At 59.3% G+C, this 19,573-nt stretch carries 18 protein-coding genes and 4 tRNA genes; 11 read left to right on the plus strand and 11 right to left on the minus strand.

What is annotated here, in order from left to right:
• Window positions 1-78 precede the first annotated feature (78 nt).
• On the minus strand, window positions 79-999 hold the full coding sequence (rdgC, locus tag KGA98_RS18875) for a recombination-associated protein RdgC (RefSeq protein WP_218542817.1): 921 nt from the start codon (window positions 997-999) through the stop codon (window positions 79-81).
• Between the two features lie 159 nt (window positions 1,000-1,158).
• On the opposite strand from rdgC, the gene KGA98_RS18880 reads away from it, so the two are divergent.
• From KGA98_RS18880 to KGA98_RS18895, 4 genes are all read left to right on the plus strand, one after another.
• Window positions 1,159-1,234 (plus strand) — tRNA-Val (locus KGA98_RS18880).
• 19 nt (window positions 1,235-1,253) lie between these two features.
• Window positions 1,254-1,330, plus strand: a tRNA-Asp gene (locus tag KGA98_RS18885).
• 198 nt (window positions 1,331-1,528) lie between these two features.
• Window positions 1,529-1,604: transfer RNA gene (locus tag KGA98_RS18890), tRNA-Val, on the plus strand.
• A 15-nt stretch (window positions 1,605-1,619) separates the two neighbouring features.
• Window positions 1,620-1,696 (plus strand) — tRNA-Asp (locus KGA98_RS18895).
• Window positions 1,697-1,865: 169 nt separating this feature from the next.
• Here KGA98_RS18895 and KGA98_RS18900 read toward each other — a convergent pair.
• Both KGA98_RS18900 and KGA98_RS18905 read right to left on the minus strand, forming a co-directional pair.
• On the minus strand, window positions 1,866-3,002 hold the full coding sequence (locus tag KGA98_RS18900) for a catalase family protein (RefSeq protein WP_218542820.1): 1,137 nt from the start codon (window positions 3,000-3,002) through the stop codon (window positions 1,866-1,868).
• A 28-nt stretch (window positions 3,003-3,030) separates the two neighbouring features.
• Window positions 3,031-4,833, minus strand: a complete 1,803-nt coding sequence (locus KGA98_RS18905) for a di-heme-cytochrome C peroxidase (RefSeq protein ID WP_150814126.1) — start codon at window positions 4,831-4,833, stop codon at window positions 3,031-3,033.
• 270 nt (window positions 4,834-5,103) lie between these two features.
• On the opposite strand from KGA98_RS18905, the gene KGA98_RS18910 reads away from it, so the two are divergent.
• The 5 genes from KGA98_RS18910 to KGA98_RS18930 all read left to right on the plus strand — a co-directional run bounded on the left by KGA98_RS18910 (window position 5,104) and on the right by KGA98_RS18930 (window position 7,800).
• The gene (locus tag KGA98_RS18910; RefSeq protein ID WP_057715783.1) at window positions 5,104-5,820 is read left to right on the plus strand and encodes an FKBP-type peptidyl-prolyl cis-trans isomerase; all 717 of its coding nucleotides are present in this window, start codon (window positions 5,104-5,106) and stop codon (window positions 5,818-5,820) included.
• 292 nt (window positions 5,821-6,112) lie between these two features.
• Complete coding sequence (locus KGA98_RS18915) at window positions 6,113-6,568, plus strand: YkvA family protein (protein ID WP_057715782.1); 456 nt, start codon at window positions 6,113-6,115, stop codon at window positions 6,566-6,568.
• A gap of 114 nt (window positions 6,569-6,682) precedes the next feature.
• Entirely contained in the window at window positions 6,683-7,024 is a 342-nt protein-coding gene (locus KGA98_RS18920; RefSeq protein ID WP_007974980.1) for a helix-turn-helix transcriptional regulator, read from the plus strand.
• Window positions 7,021-7,392 carry a hypothetical protein gene (locus KGA98_RS18925; RefSeq protein WP_007898892.1) on the plus strand — a complete coding sequence of 124 codons (372 nt, stop codon included), beginning with the start codon at window positions 7,021-7,023 and terminating at the stop codon, window positions 7,390-7,392. Before KGA98_RS18920 ends, KGA98_RS18925 begins: the two co-directional genes overlap by 4 nt.
• Window positions 7,393-7,800 (plus strand): sel1 repeat family protein, encoded by a 408-nt coding sequence (locus KGA98_RS18930; protein WP_154947266.1) that lies wholly within the window; start codon window positions 7,393-7,395, stop codon window positions 7,798-7,800.
• 24 nt (window positions 7,801-7,824) lie between these two features.
• Here the strand turns inward: KGA98_RS18930 and KGA98_RS18935 are convergent, their stop codons facing one another.
• On the minus strand, window positions 7,825-9,615 hold the full coding sequence (locus KGA98_RS18935) for a bifunctional diguanylate cyclase/phosphodiesterase (protein WP_218542822.1): 1,791 nt from the start codon (window positions 9,613-9,615) through the stop codon (window positions 7,825-7,827).
• A 145-nt stretch (window positions 9,616-9,760) separates the two neighbouring features.
• Window positions 9,761-11,842: a carboxy terminal-processing peptidase gene (locus KGA98_RS18940; RefSeq protein ID WP_218542823.1), complete on the minus strand. Its 2,082-nt coding sequence runs from the start codon at window positions 11,840-11,842 to the stop codon at window positions 9,761-9,763.
• 138 nt (window positions 11,843-11,980) lie between these two features.
• On the opposite strand from KGA98_RS18940, the gene KGA98_RS18945 reads away from it, so the two are divergent.
• Window positions 11,981-12,943, plus strand: a complete 963-nt coding sequence (locus KGA98_RS18945) for a zinc-binding dehydrogenase (protein ID WP_150814122.1) — start codon at window positions 11,981-11,983, stop codon at window positions 12,941-12,943.
• Window positions 12,944-13,057: 114 nt separating this feature from the next.
• Here the strand turns inward: KGA98_RS18945 and KGA98_RS18950 are convergent, their stop codons facing one another.
• The 6 genes from KGA98_RS18950 to KGA98_RS18975 form a co-directional block, all read right to left on the minus strand.
• Window positions 13,058-13,711: an HAD family hydrolase gene (locus KGA98_RS18950; protein ID WP_218542824.1), complete on the minus strand. Its 654-nt coding sequence runs from the start codon at window positions 13,709-13,711 to the stop codon at window positions 13,058-13,060.
• A gap of 34 nt (window positions 13,712-13,745) precedes the next feature.
• The gene (locus tag KGA98_RS18955) at window positions 13,746-14,735 is read right to left on the minus strand and encodes an ABC transporter ATP-binding protein (protein WP_057715776.1); all 990 of its coding nucleotides are present in this window, start codon (window positions 14,733-14,735) and stop codon (window positions 13,746-13,748) included.
• On the minus strand, window positions 14,732-15,532 hold the full coding sequence (locus KGA98_RS18960; protein ID WP_090453956.1) for an ABC transporter permease: 801 nt from the start codon (window positions 15,530-15,532) through the stop codon (window positions 14,732-14,734). Before KGA98_RS18960 ends, KGA98_RS18955 begins: the two co-directional genes overlap by 4 nt.
• Window positions 15,519-16,355 carry an ABC transporter permease gene (locus KGA98_RS18965; protein ID WP_218543198.1) on the minus strand — a complete coding sequence of 279 codons (837 nt, stop codon included), beginning with the start codon at window positions 16,353-16,355 and terminating at the stop codon, window positions 15,519-15,521. The genes KGA98_RS18960 and KGA98_RS18965 overlap by 14 nt, the downstream gene beginning before the upstream one ends.
• 5 nt (window positions 16,356-16,360) lie before the next feature.
• Window positions 16,361-17,167 carry an alkaline phosphatase family protein gene (locus tag KGA98_RS18970; RefSeq protein WP_154860713.1) on the minus strand — a complete coding sequence of 269 codons (807 nt, stop codon included), beginning with the start codon at window positions 17,165-17,167 and terminating at the stop codon, window positions 16,361-16,363.
• A gap of 153 nt (window positions 17,168-17,320) precedes the next feature.
• Complete coding sequence (locus KGA98_RS18975) at window positions 17,321-18,385, minus strand: ABC transporter substrate-binding protein (protein WP_218542825.1); 1,065 nt, start codon at window positions 18,383-18,385, stop codon at window positions 17,321-17,323.
• 361 nt (window positions 18,386-18,746) lie between these two features.
• Between KGA98_RS18975 and KGA98_RS18980 the strand changes: the two genes are divergently transcribed.
• Window positions 18,747-19,460 carry a UTRA domain-containing protein gene (locus KGA98_RS18980; protein ID WP_057715771.1) on the plus strand — a complete coding sequence of 238 codons (714 nt, stop codon included), beginning with the start codon at window positions 18,747-18,749 and terminating at the stop codon, window positions 19,458-19,460.
• The last annotated feature ends 113 nt before the right edge of the window (window positions 19,461-19,573 follow it).

A 19,573-nucleotide genomic window follows, 5' to 3' on the forward strand; every position in this document is an offset into this window, starting at 1 on the left:
GTGTCAGTCGACATAGATACTGACTGACACTCCGCTTTCGCGAGCAAGCCCGCTCCCACAGTTTGAGATCACAAGCTTTTAGATCCCCTGCGGAGTCTCTTCGCCACCCAGCGCTTCAACCAACGCCGGCAGGAAATCGCCGAAGGTCAGCATCATCAGGGTGAAGCTGGCGTCCAGTTGGCCCAGGGCTTCGTCGCCGCCGTCCTGTTCCGCCTGGTCTTGCAGCAGGTCTTCGAACTTCAGGCGCTTGACCACCATTTTGTCGTCGAGGACGAAGGACAGTTTGTCCTGCCAGGCCAGGGACAGTTGAGTGACCACTTTGCCGGTGCTCAGGTGCAGCTGGATTTCTTCGCTGGTCAGGTCCTGGCGCTTGCAACGCACGATGCCGCCGTCTTCGTGGGTGTCGCGCAGTTCGCACTCGTCCAGCACAAAGAAGTCGTTCGCGGCTTTCTGGGTGGTGACCCACTCGGTCATGGTCGCGGTCGGGGACATCTTCACGGTCAGCGGGCGCACCGGCAGGGTGCCGATCACTTCGCGCAGGGTCGACAGCAAGTCTTCGGCGCGTTTCGGGCTGGCCGAGTTGACCAGGATCAGGCCCTGTTTCGGCGCGATGGCGGCGAAGGTCGACGAGCGGCGGATAAAGGCGCGGGGCAGGAAGGCCTGGATGATTTCATCCTTGATCTGATCGCGCTCCTTCTTATAGACCTTGCGCATTTGCTCGGCTTCGATCTCTTCGACCTTTTCCTTGACGGCGTCACGCACGACGCTGCCCGGCAAAATACGTTCTTCCTTGCGTGCGGACACCAGCAGGAAGTCACCGCTGACGTGTACCAGTGGTGCATCTTCGCCTTTGCCGAATGGCGCGACGAAACCGTAGGTGGTCAACTCCTGGCTTGCACATGGGCGCGCCAGTTTGGTGGCCAGTGCAGTTTCCAACGCCTCGGCATCAACAGGCAGATCTTGGGTCAGGCGATAGATAAGCAGGTTTTTGAACCACATGGGGTGAGTCTCTCCTTTATACAAAGGGGGGCATTATTGTCTTCGCCGTGCCATAGGCCAACCTTTCTCTAAGCCTTTGGAAGGGCTGAGAAAATTATTTTAAAAAGTGCTTGCCAGAGGTTGGGTCGCTCCGTAGAATGCGCGCCACACCGAAGCGAAGGGTGATTAGCTCAGCTGGGAGAGCGTCTGCCTTACAAGCAGAATGTCGGCGGTTCGATCCCGTCATCACCCACCATTCGTTTTCAGTGTTACGCGCAGCGGTAGTTCAGTCGGTTAGAATACCGGCCTGTCACGCCGGGGGTCGCGGGTTCGAGTCCCGTCCGCTGCGCCATATTCGGTAACCTGGAACACTGAACGCCAGGTCACCACGGAAAAACCCGCTAACGCGGGTTTTTTTCTGTTCCAAGTTTGTATGTTGTTCCTGCAGGTTGCATCGTTTCACCGGTTTTTAGATTTTTTTGAAAAAACTTCAAATAAATCAACACTTTATAAAAACCTGTGGCATAATGTGCCCCGCAACGAAGGTAAAGGGTGATTAGCTCAGCTGGGAGAGCGTCTGCCTTACAAGCAGAATGTCGGCGGTTCGATCCCGTCATCACCCACCACTTTCAACGCTACGCGCAGCGGTAGTTCAGTCGGTTAGAATACCGGCCTGTCACGCCGGGGGTCGCGGGTTCGAGTCCCGTCCGCTGCGCCATATTCGGTAATCTGGAACACTGAACGCCAGGTCACCACAGAAAGCCCGCCTTGTGCGGGCTTTTTGCTGTCCGGGATTTGGCTTTTCTCGCTCCCGATGGTCGTTAACGATAACGCGTAGATTCAGATAGCCTGCGGCGCCCATGGGTTTTTCGCGAGCAAGCTCGCTCCTACAGTTCGGCGTTACGGCTGTGCCGGTAGTCGCTGACGGCTTCATACACGGCCTTGCGCAGGCGATTGATCCCGCCAATCGGTCGGTGCGCCTCGATGCCGAACCAGGGATTGAACGACTGGTTGTCGCATTGCAGGTTTAGCGCCGGTGTATCGAAGTCCTGCGCCGGAACCTTGATCCGCGCCACCGTCTCGAAGGGCGCATCGCTCTCGCGCCACTCAATGCTGGTGTCTTCAATCGGCATGTACCTGTTGGCGTCCTGTCGCTGGATTTGCAAAGCGAAACACGCAGGCACCCGGTCGGTCGACAGCTGTTGGTTCAGCGCATTGCGCAGAAAGTTCGGCAGCTTGCGATTCTGTTCCGGCAGGTTGTAGGCCGGGCAGCCATCGGGATCGGGCATGACCCGGAACTTCGCATTGGCTTCACCGAATTTGTAGGGTGAAACCGAAAAGTACGTCGTCTGGGTCGGGCTCGACGGGGCAGGGGCCAGTGTCGCCAGGGCAATGAACAGGTGGCGAACCTGCCAGGTGCGTGGGTCCCGGCCGGGGAAGAAGGCCATCATCTTTTTACCGTTGGCCTGGGCGGCGACGTTCTGACGGTATTCGGCGACATTACTGACAAAGAAGTTCGGGTGGTTGAACATCACAAAGTCCTGTTCGCCTCGGCCCTGCCGGTCGCTCAACAGTTGCTTGCCCGGCACATCGAACAGTTTGATCGCCATGCCCCGGGCGTCGCGGATGCTGTCGAACTGCGGGTAGGCATTGCCGTTGGACAGGCGCATTGTCGCTTGCCAGGTTTTGCCCGGCTCGCTGAACACACCCTGGCGCAGTTCACCTGGCAGTTCCGGCAGCACCTGAACCTCGGCCTTCACACAGCCATGGGCCTTGGCATGGGCGTCGCGCAGGTAGCGGGTGCTTTCACGGTGCTGATCGACGATGCGCACGGCGGTCTGGATGATGTCCTGGGTCATCGCCGCTTCGTCGTCCGCAATCAACTCCTGCGCCGAGACCGGCCCGCGATGCTGCCAGGCAAACCAGGCGCTGGCCAGGGCCCAGCCCAGCACGCCGAGGACCAGTGACCACAGCAACAGCCTGGCGAGGAAGGCGCCCAGGCGCAGCCAGAGCGTTATCAGCATGGGAACGTTCTCCTGACTGAGGCAGTGGTCATGGCAATTGCGCCTCCAGCGGGCCGCCCAGCACTTTCAGATACTCCAGCAATGCCCAGCGTTCTTGCGGCTGCAACCCGCGGCCGATCACGCCATTGCCAAGTTTGCCGGCACGGAATTCATGGCCACCGTTGTGGTTGCCGGTGATACGCGTGTCGAACAGGAAGCCATTGGCAAAGGCTTCGGTGCGGTAACCCAGGTGTCCCGGGTCGTATTCGAAAGTGCCTTTATAGAACGTGGTCGCACGCTCATCCTGAGGCGACAGCAGTTGATAAATACTCGGTACCGAACCGTTGTGCAGAAACGGCGGTGTCGCCCATACACCTGCCAATGGCCTGGCCTTGTACGAACGCAATTCGCGCACTCCGATTGGCAGACCGAAACCGTCCATTTCAGGGCGCTCGACAGGGGTGACATTGGCGTCTTGATACGCACGGTCCTGGACATAGGCGGTGACATAGGCCAGTCCCTTGGCCACGGACATCTTGCTCAGGTCCAGAGGCTCGTCGGGTTTTGGTTCGACATCGAGTTTTTCCAGTTCGGCCTGCTTCCATTGCAGCGCTGTCAGGTCGAAGCGGTGGTCGGCGATGTTGTTGGCCGCGCCGGGGTCAGTGCCGATGTAATCCACCGGGAGCATTTTCAGGTGCTGGACGTATCGTCCGTCGCCCTGGCTGGTGCGCGGTACATGGCAACCCGCGCAGTTTTCGGCGAACAAGGTGCGCCCCTGGGCTGCCAGAGGCTTGTCGACCGCGCCCAACAGATCTTCCGGCCAGGCCGGAGGCGAGAGTCGTTGCAGGGTTTCTTCGATCAGGTGCAGATCGCGCACGCGGACACTGGACGGATAGCGGGCATCGCCCATCAGCGGCTGGCCGTTCTTGTCGAAGAAGTTCAGCGTGGCGCCGACGCCCAACGCCTCGCCGATGTTGCGGGCCATGGGTTGTTTCGCCGAGCCGTTCCACTGCACCCATTCGAACGTCCACATGTCCCACAGCTGTGGATAATCGACCGGGGCATTGGCCACGCGGTAGTTGTCGGGGGAAATCGCATCACCGAAGCTGGCGTTGGCGATGCGCCCGAAGGCGTCTGTGCGCCCCGGGCCTTCCTCGGTCGGATAGAGCCCGCGATGGGTGTCGTTCCAGGCCACTTTGAGGAATGTATCCAGTGAAGATTTGAAATCTTTGCGCAACTGTTTGTGGCGCGTCTCGTAGTCCTGGCCAAGCACGTTGCGTGCGAAGCGCTCGAATTTCCACGGGTTGTAGTAAGTGGAGGCGAGGCTGGCCACCAGGGCCTGTCCGAAACTGCCGCCTTTGAGCGTAGGAACACTGGACGGCAGCACATGCTGCGCCGAGCCGCCGTCGATACGCAGGGCTTGACCCTTGTAGCGCAGTTCACCGGTGTGGCAGGCCGCGCACGTGATATCCAGAAACACATCCGGGCTACCCGCGTTCTGGTGCCGGGTAAAGCCTGCCGGGAGGTTGCCGGGGTTGTTCGGTGTTGGTGCCTGGCCGGGGTCCACCAGGAAACCGAAGCGGGCGAGGTATTCGGGGGTGGCGAAGCGTTGTTGCGAGAAGGGCAGTTCGAGGGCAGTGAACCAGTCATAGCGCAAGCCTTTGACCTGAGTGCCCTGGGGTGTGAAGTAATAAGTATCTCGATCGGCGGCGCTCCATTGCTCCAGGTAATGCACCTGTTGTGCGGGCGACCAGGCCGGCAATTTCGGGTTGGCGACGTAATAGAGAACCACGGCGATGACCAGCCCGAGCAGTAGTGCGATGAGAATCAGCAAACGAAAGAAGAGGCGCAAAATAAACTTCCTTGTCGAATGATCATGCCGTTATGCCCGAGCACTCAGGGTGGGGCAAGAGGCCATTACGCCAGATATTGTAGGTTCAGGAATCAGCCTGCGTCGGAACAAGATGAAAGAAGCTTCATCGACACGAATTGTGAAATGCGTTTAAACACCTGAACTTATCAATTGTTTCCGGCTCTCATGCCGGTAGCCATTGGTCGTGGCGGCCTGATAAGCTCGCGGCTTTACTCGATTGCCCTTTAGGCGCATGAACAAGGAAATAGCATGAAACAGCATCGGTTGGCGGCGGCGGTAGCCCTGGTTGGCCTGGTACTCGCGGGTTGTGATTCGCAGACCAGCGTAGAGCTGAAAACTCCGGCGCAAAAAGCTTCCTACGGCATTGGCCTGAACATGGGCAAGAGCCTGGCTCAGGAAGGCATGGATGACCTGGATTCCAAGGCTGTAGCCCAGGGCATCGAAGACGCCGTTGGCAAGAAAGAGCAGAAGCTCAAAGACGAAGAACTGGTCGAGGCGTTCGCCGCACTGCAAAAGCGTGCCGAAGAGCGCATGGCCAAGATGAGCGAAGAGTCGGCGGCTGCCGGCAAGAAATTCCTCGAAGACAACGCCAAGAAAGCTGGCGTGACCACCACCGCTTCGGGCTTGCAGTACGAAGTCGTGCAGAAAGCCGATGGTCCTCAGCCAAAGCCGACTGACGTAGTGACCGTTCACTACACCGGCAAGCTGACCAATGGCACCGTATTCGACAGCTCCGTCGAGCGCGGTAGCCCGATTGATCTGCCGGTCAGCGGTGTGATCCCGGGTTGGGTCGAAGGCCTGCAACTGATGCACGTTGGCGAGAAGTACAAGCTGTACATCCCTGCTGACCTGGCTTACGGCGCTCAAAGCCCAAGCCCGGCGATTCCAGCCAACTCGGTGCTGGTATTCGACCTGGAACTGCTGGCCATCAAGGATCCGGGAAAAGAAGACGCCGCTGCCAAGTAACCAGCGCCTGCTTCGATAACAACGCCTCGCTCATGCGGGGCGTTGTTGCATCTGGCGTTCGGCACGGGTAAACAAAACGAACAGACGCTCTAGGCTGGAGTCTTAGGCATAGTAGTGTTGGCGGTAGACGCACAAGGCCGCCAAGTCAATGAAATTATGGGTTTTTTTTGATGAGTAAAAAACGCCCGATCTGAACGCGGGCCTTGTAAAACGGGGCTTACAGCGATGAAAAGCAGCTCTGTTCACAAGGTTATCCACAATTTGTGTGGATAACATTTCAACGGGAGGAATGATGAAAACGCCCTGGAGTTTCGCTCGTTTCCTGCCACTGGCCGGACGTCTGCTGGCACGCGGTCGATTGCCAACCCTGTTGTTCGCGGTCGCCAGTAAAGGCGCAAGCCAGGGTAATCGATTGGGCAAGATCAAGGACGACTTGAAGCTGTTGCAGGCACTCTGCCTGGCCTATTGGCGTGGTGAGTATCGCGCCATCAGTCCCAAGGCGTTGGTTTCGGTTGTCGCGGGCCTGATGTATTTCCTCAGTCCGGTGGATGCGATCCTGGATTTCATTCCAGTATTTGGCATGCTCGATGACATCGCGGTACTGGCATGGCTGATGAAAGTGCTCGACGACGAGCTCAATGCCTTCCGCGCCTGGCGCAAACGGCAGGTGCCGGAGAAGCTCGCGGTGGTTGAGCGTCTGCCTGATACCCCCGAGCAACTTCAACTTCAAGGCCCGAAAAAACACTGATTCGATTTTGATGAGTTCATAGATTGATGCCCCCCGCGACCTTGGCCGCTGTTAGGATTACACTTCTAGGGAAAAGTGCCGACTCGCTAAGTGTTGTTGTCCTACGGGGTAGTGATGGATATTCAGATAATTACACGCGAAGGCGAGCCCGAATATGCGGTTCTGCCATGGGCTCAGTATCAGGCGTTATTGAAAGCAGCGGGCATCAAAGAGCAAGCGTCGCCTCAAGCCACGAAGCCTCAGGCGGCGACACCAGACGCGATACTTCCGGGTCTGGATCAACTACGCAGTTTGCGCGAGGGGAAGGGCATCGCCATCGAGGCGTTGGCCCGCACGGTAGGCATCAGCCCGTCTTACCTAGCCATGATCGAAAGTGGCGAGCGTCTGCCCGACGCCGCGATTCGCCGTAGCCTGGCCTGGGAATTGACGGTGCCAGGGTGGAGGGATGAATCGTGAGCGTACGCATCAGTCGTCAACATTGGGACGGATTGCTCGGCGAACTGGATCAGGCGCGTCGCCAGCGCCATCTGTTGACGTATCGGGCATTGCTGGAACGTTTGCAGCTGCCGACCCCGGCCATGCAGACCCTGACGGCGGCCCTTGAGCATCTGGCGGCCTTGGACGCCAGGGCGGAGCAGCCATTGCGCAGTTCACTGGTGATCAGTCAGGGCGCCAGCCGCTTGCCGCGCACTGGATTCTTTGAATGTGTCGAGCGTCTCGGGCGTTTTTCCGGGCCGTCTGACGGCGTTGCCGCCGCGTCCTGGCATGCTTCGGAAGTGGTGCGGGTGTTCGAGTACGAATACCCGGAATCGGCCGAGGCCTGAGTGTTTTTACAACTCAAGGCGCGGGCTGGTTACTGGCTCGCGCGCCGATTGTTTCACTGGTCATGGTTTGTCCGTCAGCCACGTGGCTGGCGCTGGCTCGAAGGCCAGTTCGCACGCATGGCCAACCTGGGCAATGTCGGCGCCCAGAGCTTCTATGGGCACATCCTGGCGTTTCGAGGCGTCGGCCTCGGTGCTCGTGAGGAGGGCGTGCGTTTGTTGCGTCTGGCGGCGTTGGCGGGCGATGGCAAGGCGGCGTATCAGGTGGGCGTGATCACACTGGCCGGGACGGCGAGCAAGGCTCCCGATCCGGTCGAAGCGGCGCGATTCTGGGAGATGGCGGCGAAGGCCGGGCATCCATTGGCGCCGATCAAGCTCGAAGAGCTGAAGTCTTCCTCGGCGCCTCGTTGATCCGAGTGAAACCGGAAAGCGCCCTTATCGATGCCCGGAAACGAGCAGCTCTTCAACAGTCGAAACCACCCGGCTATCAACCACATGCACGCTATAGCCCTGCACATTCTTCGCATGGTGCTTGGCCTGTGATGCCATCTCGGCCAACTGGCTCGCATCGAGTTGTCCACAGGCCTGTGGATGCAAATGCACCACGCCGATCGACAGCGACAACAACGCAAACTCCTGGCGCTGCCCCTGGCGATTGGGTGCGATGAAGCAGCCGGCTTCCAGGTGCTCGCTGCGGTAGAAGCGCCGGCACTGGCTCTGGAAGTCGTCGAGCAACTGGTTCAAACGTTTGCGCCAGTCTTCCGGGCCTAGCACCAGCAGGAAATCATCGCCGCCGATGTGGCCGACGAAGTCGCGGGACGGGTCGACGCGATCGTTCAGGCATTGCGCCAGGCACAGCAGGACTTCGTCGCCGCGACCATAGCCGTAGATGTCGTTGAAAGGTTTGAAGCTATCAATGTCCACGTAGCAGATCACCGATTCCCTTCGCTGTTGCAGCAGTCGCGTCAGGCATTGCTGAATCGGCACGTTGCCCGGAAGCAAGGTCAACGGGTTGGCGTAGCGGGCCTGCTGGATCTTCAGTTCCGTGATCAGCTTGAGCACGTCGATCACCCGGCCCAACCCCAGGTAACCGCCGTTGAGGGTAATGATGAAATCTTCTTCGATGCGCTGGCGGGCACGGCTGGTGATCAGGCGGCTGACTTGTTGCAGCGACTGGCTCAGCTCGACGGCGAGGAAGTCATCGTTCATCAGGCGGCTGATGGGCTTGCGGGCGAACAGGTCGGTGGCAAAGGGTTTGAGCAGGGCGTCGGAGAGCGAATGACGATGGACAATGCCGCAGGGTTGACCCTGTTCATCCAGGACTGCCAGCGAGTTCAGGTTGGCCTGGCGGCGAAAGGCTTCGAGCACCGTGGCGGTCGGCGTGTCGCGGTTCACTGCGGGCAGCTCGTTGAGCAGGGCGCTGAGGTCGCTGCCGTCTTCGCTCAGTGCAACGGCGGTGCTGTCCTGTCGGGGCATCAATGTCCGGGCATCCCGTGGCGGGTGTTCCTGGGGGCGGCAGAGCAGATAGCCCTGCACCAGGTCCACGCCCATTTCGGTCAGCACCGTGAGTTCTTCGGGGAGCTCGATACCTTCGGCGATGACTTGCGCCCGCGAGGCCTTGGCGATTTGCAGGATCGAGCCGACGAACTCGCGCTTGAGCGCATCCTGATGAATGCCATCAATGAAATGCCGGTCGATTTTCACGTAATCCGGCCGTAGCTCGGACCACAAGCGCAAACTCGAATAGCCCGCGCCCAGATCATCCAGCGCAATCGAAAACCCCATCGCCCGATAGTGATGCAGGGCGGTTTGCAGCAGCTGGAAATCATCCGTCGGCGTCTGTTCCGTGAGCTCGATGACCACCTGGCTTGGCGCAATGCCGAAATCCTGCAGCAATTGCAGGGTGCGCCCCGGTTGATGGGCCGCTTCGAGCAGGGACTCCGGGGACACGTTAAGGAACAGCAGGCCTGGCAGTTGTTGCTCATTGAAGCGTCGGCAAGCGCTTTTGCGGCAGGCAATTTCCAGTTCGCTCAGGCGTCCGGCCTGGCGGGCGACGGCGAACAGGGCGACAGGGGAGTGCAGAGGGCTGTTGGAGGGGCCACGACTGAGGGCTTCGTAACCGAGGATGCGTCGTTCAGAGAGGCTGATGATCGGTTGGAACAGGCTGTGTAAACCGCTTTGACTCAGGATCGAGCTCAAGGCACTCAGCTGTTCGGTTGTGGTCATGGCGATCTCTGGCAATAAAAAAAGGACCGGGCGTGCCCTTGGTAAAAAGAGCACGCCCGGTCCTTTATTTCACGACAGAATGATGACTGTTTGATGACGCTACCGGGGCGTCAGCATTAAATTGCCATCAGTTGTTTGTACAAACTCAGTGCTTGGCCACTGCCGTGTTGAGTTTCAGGTAGTCCAGCAGAATCCGCCCTGTTTCGCTGAGGTAGGCGTCGTCTTCCGGTTTGGTCTTGTCATCCTCGGCCGCAAGGGCGTCCTCGTCTTCTTTCTTCAGCTCTTTGAGCGGCTCTTCGCCCTTGGCCTTGCGACGGATGTTTTCCATGGCCAGCTGTTTGGCTTCGATGTCGGCGTGCTGGGCACGACGCTCGACTTCATTGAGGCTGACGGTTTTCTCGGCCATCAGTTTCTGCGCCAGGGCCAGCTTGTCGCGGATGAACACGAACTCCGCATCTTTGGCCGTACGCACGTCATGCTCGGACTGGAGCTGCGAAATGTACGGCTTGAACGGGTCGACCGCAGGCTTGATCGCCGCCTTGATGGTGTCCCACGGCATGGCTTCCGGCAGGGCGCTTTCACCGATTTCCTTGGTGTCGATGATCGACGGGTAATCGATGTCCGGCAAGACGCCCTGATGCTGGGTGCTCTGCCCGGAAACCCGGTAGAACTTGGCCAGGGTCAGTTTCAGTTCGCCATGGTTGAGCGGCTGAATGGTCTGCACGGTGCCTTTGCCGAAGGTCTGGCCGCCGATGATCAGCGCGCGGTGGTAGTCCTGCATGGCGCCGGCAAAAATCTCCGAAGCCGAGGCGGACAGGCGGTTGACGAGCAACGCCATCGGGCCTTTGTAGAACGCGCCCGGATTTTCATCCTCCAGGACATCGACCCGGCCATCGGCGTTACGCACGAGCACGGTCGGGCCTTTGTCGATGAACAGGCTGGTCAGCTCGGTGGCCTCTTGCAAGGAGCCGCCGCCATTGTTGCGCAGGTCGATGACCACGCCGTCGACTTTCTCTTTCTGCAATTCGGTCAGCAGTTTCTTGACGTCGCGGGTGGTGCTCTTGTAATCCGGATCGCCGGCACGGAAGGCCTTGAAGTCCAGATAGAACGCCGGGATCTCGATGACACCGAGCTTGTAGTCCTTGCCGTCCTGCTTCAGATTCAAGACCGACTTCTTCACGGCCTGATCTTCGAGTTTCACCGCTTCACGGGTGATCGGCACGATCTTGGTGGTCTGGTCGTTCGGAGCATTGCTGGCCGGGATAACTTCCAGGCGCACTACGGTGCCCTTCGGACCACGGATCAGCTTGACCACTTCGTCCAGGCGCCAGCCCACGACGTCGACCATTTCCTTGTTGCCCTGGGCAACGCCGATGATCTTGTCGGCCGGTGCAACCTGCTTGGTCTTGTCCGCCGGACCTGCCGGCACCAGGCGCACGACTTTCACCTGGTCGTTATCGCTTTGCAACACGGCACCGATGCCCTCGAGGGACAGGCTCATGTTGATGTCGAAGTTCTCCGCGTTATCCGGCGACAGATAGTTGGTGTGCGGGTCGTAGGACATGGCGAAGGTGTTGATGTACGCTTGGAAGATGTCTTCCGCGCGGGTCTGGTCCAGGCGCGCCAGCTGGTTCTTGTAGCGCTTGGTCAGGGTTTCCTGGATCTGCTTGGAATCCTTGCCGGCGATCTTCTGACGCAGGACTTCGTCCTTGACGCGTTTGCGCCACAGGTCGTCGAGTTCTGCGGTGGATTTGAGCCAAGGGGCGTCCTTGCGGTCGATCAGCAAGGTTTCCCTGGTGGTGAAGTCGATCTTGTCGACGCCTTTGTTCAGCTCGGCAATAGCGAAGTCCAGACGCGCTTTGACGCGGTCCAGGTAGCGCTTGTAGATGGTGAACCCGGCGTTCAGGTCGCCGCTCTTGAGGAAATCGTCGAACTGCGTCTTCCACTTGTCGAATTCGGCAATGTCGCTGGCCATGAAGTAGCTGCGCGACGGATCCAGCAGCTTGAGGTAGCTGTCGTAGATGATTACCGAGCGTGCGTCATCGAGCGGCGGCTTGCTGTAGTGGTGGCGCTTGAGCAACTCCACGACGTTCAGACTGGCGATCACTTCGTCACGATCGGGTTGAAGCTTGTCCCAGCTATTGGCTGCGAATGTATTGCTCGACATCGGCAGCAAGCCGATACCGATGAATAAAGCGAGGGCAGTGCTGGGGAACAGATGCTTCATGCTGATTCGACGCGGGGACAATTGATAACGCATATTAGGCCGTCTTTGAAGTCGCCGGTTCTTTGGGAGCCGGTCGCATAATGCAAAAAACCCGACGCTATAGCTTCGGGCTCAGTCCAGACTCACTATGGAGGCACTGTGAAAGCATTGCAAGGCGTTGACGGTCAAGTGGTATGGGTTGATGAGCCGAGTCCTGCATGCGATGTAGGACAAGTTCGTATACGAGTGGCGGCAGCGGGCCTCAATCGTGCCGATTTGTTGCAGAAGGCCGGCCTTTACCCGCCCCCGCCAGGGGCCAGTCAAGTGCTCGGTCTAGAGTGCTCGGGGGTCATCAGCGAGGTGGGCGCCGGGTCCTCCTGGCAGGTTGGCGATCGGGTTTGCGCCTTGCTGGCCGGGGGCGGGATGGCCGAAGAGGTGGTTGTCGACGGGCGGCATGTGCTGCCGGTTCCCGATGGAATGTCACTGTTCGAAGCGGCTGCATTGCCCGAAGTTTATGCAACAGTCTGGCTGAATTTGTTTCAACTGGCTGCGCTCAAACCGGGTCAGAAAGTTCTTCTGCATGCCGGGGCAAGTGGAATCGGTTCAGCTGCCATTCAGCTGTGCAAGGCGTTCGGCAATCCGTGTTGGGTCAGTGTCGGCTCCGCAGAGCGATTGGCGTATTGCGAAGCGCTGGGCGCCCAGGGCGGCGTGGTGCGTAATGGCGATCTGGAGAGCCTGCGGGATCTGGGGCCGTTCGATGTGATTCTCGATCCGGTGGGCGGCAATTACGCGGCCTTGAACCTCAAGCTGCTGACGCAGGATGGCCGCTGGGTGTTGATCGGTCTGATGGGCGGCCGCGAGGCCAAGCTGGATCTGGCCCAGGTGCTGGCCAAGCGTGTGCAGTTGCTGGGTTCGACTTTGCGCAGTCGCGACGATCAGTTCAAGGCCGATCTGTTCAGTGATTTGGGCCAGCATGTGTGGCCGTTGTTTGCCGAGGGGCGCTTGAGCCCGCAACTGGCCGGGACATTCCCGATCAAGGATGCCGAGGCGGCGTTTGCCGAGTTGGCGAGTAATACCGTGGCGGGGAAAGTGGTGCTGGTGATTGACGAAAGCCTCACCTGACAACACAAAAAACTGTGGGAGCGAGCTTGCTCGCGATGGCGCTCTGTCTGTCGGCATTAACGTTGACTGACACACTGCTATCGCGAGCAAGCTCGCTCCCACAGGGGATCCGGGTTACTTCCAGATATGGATCGGCCAGCCGGCTTTTTCAGCCTGCTCGCGCAACACCGGATCCGGGTTGACCACGTGAGGGAAATCCACCTTCAGCAACAGCGGCAGGTCATTGCGGGAGTCGGAATAGAAGCTCGCGCCTTCGAGGTTTTCCTCCTCTGCATCCAGCCACTCCAGCAAGCGGGTGATCTTGCCTTCGCGGTAGGTCAGGGTGCCAACGGTGTGGCCGGTGTAGACGCCATGGGCCACTTCCAGTTCGATGCCCAGAATCTCGTCGATGCCCAGGCGCTCGGCGATGGGACCGACCAGGTGGGTGCCCGAGGCCGAGATCACCAGGATCCGGTCGCCGGCCTTGCGGTGCGCGGCGATGGCTTTGGTGGCATCGCTGAAAATGATCGGCTCGATGAAGTCCTCTACCCACGGACCAACCAGGTGCGCGACTTCTTCAGGCGTACGACCAATCAACGGATCCAGGCTGAAGGCCATGTAGTCCTCCATGGCCAGATGGCCCCTGCCGTAGGCATCCATCAATTCCTTGTCGCGACGCAGGAACGACTCGCCATCGACCCAGCCGAGGCGGACCATTTGCTCGCTCCACAGTGAGGCGCAGTCGCCGTGGATCAGGGTTTCGTCCAGATCAAAAATTGCCAGGGCCATCAGTGCAGTTCTCTCTTCAGCGTCAGCAAAGGCATCAGGCTACCTCACACAGGGCCGTCGGATCGATGGAAAGCGCCAGGCGCTGACCATCGGGATGCAGGTCGGCCGCCGAGCGGTTCAGCACATCCACCACCAATTCTACGCCCCGGGCTTCGACCCGGTAGCGAATCACGTTGCCCAGCAGGCTGTGGCTGCGCACTTGCGCGTCCAGTTCACCGTCAAGGCTCAGTTCGATGGCTTCCGGGCGAATGGCAATGCGCTTGTTGATCGGTCGCTGCAACAGCTTCGAGGCGCTGTCGGCGTCCAGCAGGTTGTAGTTGCCGATGAACCCGGCGGCGAACACATCGACTGGCGCAGTGTAGAGGGTTTCGGCGTCGCCACTTTGTACGATCTTTCCCTGATTCATCAGGAAAATCCGGTCAGACATGGTCAGGGCTTCTTCCTGATCGTGTGTGACGAAAATCGTGGTCAAGCCCAGTTCGCGCTGGATCTGACGGATCTGTTCGCGCAGGTGTTTGCGAATCCGCGCGTCCAGGGCCGACAACGGTTCATCCAGCAACAACAGGCGTGGCCGGGTCACCAGGGAGCGGGCTAGGGCCACGCGCTGGCACTGACCGCCCGACAGTTGGTGCGGGTAACGCGCGGCAAAGTCATTGAGCTCCACCAGTTTGAGCACTTCTGCGACGCGTTTGCGGCTGTCATCGGCATTGACCTTTTGCATGCGCAGGCCGAAGGCGACGTTTTGCTCCACGGTCATGTTGGGGAACAGCGCATAGCTTTGGAACACCATGCCGATCCCGCGTTTCTGCGGGCTCACCGGCACGATATCGGCACCATCGAGCAGGATTTTGCCGCCATCCACCGAAGTCAGGCCGGCGATGCAGCGCAGCAGGGTGGATTTGCCGCAACCGGACGGACCGAGCAGGGTGACGAATTCACCTTTCTGGATTTCGCAATTGATGTCGCTGAACACCGTGGTGCCGGCGAAGCTTTTCTGAAGATGTTGGACGCTGACATAGCTCATTCGCTTTTGTCCCTGTTCAAGATATTGGCAATCCAGGTCAGAACCAGCACAAAGAAGAAGTAGGAAATCACCAGCGCACTGGTGAAATGACCGCTGCTGTTGCGCATGTTGTTGAGGTAGACCTGCAGGGTTTCGTAGCGGGTACCGACAAGGATGTTGGCAAACACGAACTCACCGAACAGGAACGAGAACGACAGCAGCAACGCCACCATCAGGCCCTTGCGCAAGTTCGGCAGCACCACCAGGAAGGCGGCTTGAAAGGTGCTGGCGCCGAGCAACTGGGCGGCATCCATCAGGTCGCGCAGGTTGATCGCTTGCAGGTTGTTGGTGATCGCCCGGTACATGAACGGCAGCGCCACGGTGAAGTAGCAACCGATCAGGATCCACGGCGTGCCGACCATGGCGAATGGTCCGGAACCATAAAGCTGCAACAGCCCCACCGACGACACCACCGGCGGCACGGCGAAGGGCAGCAGGATCAGGATGTTCATCAGTGCGTCGAGTTTCGGGAAGTGGTAATGCACCACGAACAGCAACGGCAGAATCAGCACTACCGAAAGAATCAGCGAACCGACGCAGACCAGCAGCGACTGCCCGAACGCATTCAGGAAGCGCGGATCGCTCCACAGCTGGATGTACCACTTGAGGGTGAAGCCACTGGGCAGAATGGTCGCCGACCAACTGCTGGAGATCGAATAGATCAGCGTGCCGAGCAGCGGCAACAGCAGGATGGCAAACAGCAGATACACCACGACGCGGTGGTAGACACCGGCGGGCCCCAGTTCAGCGCGAGACATGGTAGCTCCTCTTCAACAGCAACTGATGCACGATGGTCACCAGGGTCATCAAGGCCACAAGCACCACGGCCAGGGCGCTGGCCAGGTTCGGGTCCAGGGAAATGTCACCGGACACCATCGCCGCGATGCGGATCGGCAGCACGTTGAAGTTACCGGTGGTCAGGGCGTACACCGTGGCGTAGGCACCGAGGGCGTTTGCCAGCAGGATCACGAAGGTGCCCAGCAGTGCCGGCGTCAAAACAGGCAAGCCGATGTGCCGCCAGTACTGCCAACCGTCGGCGCCGAGCAGCGCAGCGGACTCACGCCAGTCTTCGCGCAGTGCATCGAAGGCCGGATACAGCAGCAGCACGCCGAGGGGAATCTGGAAGTAGGTGTAGAGAAGGATCAGCCCGGTTTTCGAGTACAGGTTGAAGTCCTGAATTATTCCGGCCTGCTTGAGCATGATGGTGAAGCTGCCGTTGAAGCCGAGCAGAATGATGAACGCGAAGGCCAGGGGCACGCCGGCGAAGTTACTGGTCATGTTGGCGAAGGCGTTGACGAAATTGCGCAGTTTCGAGTCCACCCGGCGCAGGGAATAGGCGCCGAGTACCGCGATGACGATCCCGAACACGCTGGACCAGAAGCTGATCTCGAGACTGTACTGGATGGCCTGCAGGTAAAACTTCGAGCTGAAGATCTTGCTGAAGTTGGCCAGGCCCCAGCCGAACTCTTCCGATTGCAGGCTGTTGATCATCACCCAGGTCAGCGGTGCGATTTCGAACACGATGAAGAACAGCGCAAATGGCACCAGGCACAAGGCTGCGAGCCATTTACCGCGAGTCATGGAATTCACTTCAGAAGCTCCCGGCACACCGGCTTGTCGTGAGGCACGCCCAGCAGTTCGCAGACGGTGCCGCAAATGTCAGTCTGTTCGGGCACAGCGCCCGAATCGAAACTGAAAGCGTCGCCGAGGACGAACAGCGGTACTTCGCGCTCTTCGGCAAGCAGCCCGTTGTGGGAGCGGTCGTTGTTCATGCCGTGGTCGGCGGTGACCAGCACTTGGTAACCGGCATCGAGCCAGCCTTGCAGGTAGTCGGCCAGGATGATGTCGGCCGAGCGGGCACTGTTGCGGTACTGCGGGGTGTCGAGGCCGTGCTTGTGCCCGGCGTCGTCGATGTTCATCGGGTGGATCAGCAGAAAATTCGGTGCATGGCGCAGGCGCAGGTTTTCGGCGTCGGCGAACAGGTGCGAATCCGGGTAGTGATCGTTCCAGTAAAAATGCCCATGCTGGATCGGCAGTTGCGGGTCATCGGTGTGACGATCCCGGGCTGCGACGAAGGGCGAACGGTTGTACAGCTCGCTGACCCAGTGATAGGCCGCCGCCGCGGTGACAAGACCTGCGTCAGTGGCGTAGTGATAGATGCTGCGCTGGTTGGACAGGCGCGAGACGTTGTTGTGGACGATGCCGCTGTCGATCGGCGCGACGCCGGTCAGGATGCATTCGTACAGGGGGCGGGACAGGGCCGGCAACTCGCACTGCAGTTTGTAGAGTGCCGCGCGTCCTGCGCTGACGTAGGCCTGCAGGTGCCCCATGGCGTGGCGGGCAACCTCGTAGTTGAGGCCGTCGAGCACGACAAGGATGACGTTGTGCTTCATAGGGGCAAAAACTCCGCAAAACAGATGATTCAAGTACGCAACCAATCCCTTGTGGGAGCGGGCTTGCTCGCGATGAGGGACTTCCATTCAACATCAATGCTGAATGTCAGGTCGCTATCGCGAGCAAGCTCGCTCCCACAGGGATCTACCGCATCATTTCATTTCAACGATGACTTCTTCATTCCACTTCTGAGGCAGGGCCTTGGAAGTCTTCTCCCAGGCGTCCGCGTCCTTGATCGGCGTGACCTTCTTGTACTGCTCGTTAGGCAGCAGCTTGGCCTGCACCTCGGCTGGCAGGGTCAGGTGTTCGGCACGGATCGGACGGGCGTTGCCCTTGGCCAGGTTGATCTGGCCGGCGTCACTGAAGATGTATTCGCGGGTCAGCTTGGCTGCATTCGGGTTTTTCGCGTACTTGTTGATGATGGTGGTGTAGCCGGAGATCACCGAGCCGTCGGACGGGATCAGCACCACGTAGTCATCCGGGTTGGCCATCTTGGCCTTGTAGCTCAGGCCGTTGAAGTCCCAGACCACGCCGACTTCGATTTCGCCTTTTTCCATGGTGGCAATCGTCGGGTTGGACATCGACAGGCGACCTTGCTTGGCGATGTCGGCGAACAGATCCAGGGCAGGCTTGAGGTTTTTCTCGTCGCCACCGTTGGCCAGTGCCGCGGCCAATACGCCGTTGGCTGCCTGGGCCGCGGTGCTCACGTCGCCGATGGAGACCTTGTATTTGCCGTCCTTGAGGTCAGCCCACTTGGTTGGCGCCTCGGAGCCATGCAGCAACTTCTTGTTGACGATGAAAGCGATGGTGCCGGTGTAGGCCAGTGCCCAGTTGCCGTCTTTGTCCTTGGCCCAGTCCGGAATCTGATCCCAGGTCGAAGGCTTGTAAGGCTGGACCACGCCTTGCTTGACCGCGATCGGTCCGAACGCTGCACCGACGTCGCCGATGTCGGCGCTGGCGTTGTCTTTTTCCGCGGCGAACTTGGCGATCTCCTGGGCCGAGCTCATGTCGGTGTCTATGTGCTTGAGGCCGTACTTGTCGCTCAGGTCTTTCCAGGTGCCGGCCCAGTTGGCCCAGTCATTGGGCATGCCAACGCTGTTGACGGCGCCTTCCGCTTTCGCAGCGGCTTCCAGGGTTTTCAGATCATCGGCCGCCATGGCGGCGGTGCACATTGCGATGGTCGAGCCTAACAGTGATGCCAGGAAAAGCTTTTTCATTCCGAAGCTCCTTGGGTCGTGTTCAACGCTGCGATTACGGTTTGTTGGTCTAGGTCAGCAATACCTGAGCCAATTTAAGGAGGCTGGATGACACTTTGATGTCGTTCGTCGCCCGGAATGACTTTTTGTTCATCGGTATCGCGACTGGCCTGCTAAGCGTAGACCATGGTCAAGGCCCCGGAAGACAAGGGACTTGGCCGATGAATTGCAAGTTGTTGAAGGCAGGGAATGGCGACCGTTGGGCGGCTTTGTCACATCTGGTTCATCTGCGCTGCCTACGCTTGCAGACTATTGAATGAGCCGGTTTACACTGCGGTTCTGCCCTGAAATGGTGCTGGTCTAGTCCAGAAAGGAAACGTTGATGCGTGAAGAGGCAACAAAAGCGGTAACAGCCATCGGCCAGGTGCTTCAGGAGCAGATCGACCATGGACTGTTGACCCCCGGCAGCAAATTGCCGGCCGAACGCAAGCTCAGCGAATTGTTTGGCACCACACGGATCACTTTGCGTGAAGCGTTGTTGCAGTTGGAGTCCCAGGGGCAGATTTATCGCGAGGAGCGTCGCGGCTGGTTCGTCTCGCCGCCACGCCTGGCCTACAACCTCATGCAGCGTAGCCACTTTCACGCGATGGTCAGCGCCCAGGGGCGGGTGCCGTCGACCGAGGTGATTTCAGCGCGATTGCAGCCGGCGTCGGCGGCGGTGTGTGCCTGGCTGCAATTGCCGGCGCTGTCGAGCGTGATTCAGATCTGCCGTTCACGGCGGATTGACGGGCGACTGGTGTTGTACGTGGAGCACTATCTGAACCCACAGTATTTCCCGGGGATTCTTGAGTTCGATCTGAATCAGTCGATCACCGAGTTGTATGCGCGGCATTACGACTTGCACTACGGGCGGGTGCGCTTCGAGATTGTACCTACGGCGTTGTCGGTGGATGCGGCAGCGGCGTTGAAGGTGTCGGTGGGTAGCCCGGGCTTGCAGATTGCCCGGGTCAACTATGACCAGCATGAACGCTTGATCGACTGCGACCTGGAGTTTTGGCGGCATGATGCGATTCATGTCGGGGTGGATGTCGTCTAACGTCCGACCTTCCTGTAGGAGCGAGCTTGCTCGCGATGGTCGTTAACGATTACGCGTGTTTACTGGCTAAACGCGGCGTTCTTGAGTTTCATCGTCGGAACGCCGCCCGGAGC

This window comes from Pseudomonas sp. BF-R-24, from assembly GCF_019947335.1.
In the GTDB taxonomy this organism is placed as follows: Bacteria; Pseudomonadota; Gammaproteobacteria; order Pseudomonadales; family Pseudomonadaceae; genus Aquipseudomonas; species Aquipseudomonas jessenii.